Below are 559 nucleotides of genomic sequence, written 5' to 3'. Positions count from 1 at the left end.
GGTAAATATACTGCATATGCTGAACGTAAGGTAGAATCAAATAAGAAGTTTGTAGCCTTGACAAACACCACTGTTGATCCGGACAATCCTGATGACTCAACTATAATAAATTATAAAGACGATGAAGTAGTTGCTGATTATGATTCGAATAACAAAGTAGTACGTTTAAATCCGCATTATTACGAGATAAAAAACGAGGAAGATAAGGTAGATACAGTTATTACTGTAGGAACAAAACCAACAGTCGTGACAAAAGAAATACCATATACAACGCGTTATGTGATAGATGATACAAAAGGAGAAGATTATTGTGAAGTAACCACACCTGGTGAAAAAGGAGAAGAAACAACAACTACAACTTACTCTTTAGATACTACAAATGGAAAAGTGACTCCAAATGAATCTAAAGTAATAACTAAAAAAGCGGTAGAAGAGGTGATAACGCTAGGAGCACAACCAAATCGTAACGTGCCACTACCTACAATAGCTATAGTGGAAGAGTCAAATAAAGCAAGTATACAAGTAAAAGCACCTGAGAAAGATGCTGATACAGTAAGAA

At 35.1% G+C, this 559-nt stretch carries 1 protein-coding gene; it reads left to right on the top strand.

What is annotated here, in order from left to right:
* A partial coding sequence (locus QZ114_RS08545) for a G5 domain-containing protein (protein WP_295502199.1) occupies positions 1-559 on the top strand: 559 nt, incomplete at both ends.

Origin of the sequence: uncultured Streptococcus sp., from assembly GCF_901875575.1 — a bacterium.
In the GTDB taxonomy this organism is placed as follows: Bacteria; Bacillota; Bacilli; order Lactobacillales; family Streptococcaceae; genus Streptococcus.
Note: the sequence above shows the minus strand (reverse complement) of the source record. Positions and strands in the feature narration are given on the sequence as shown.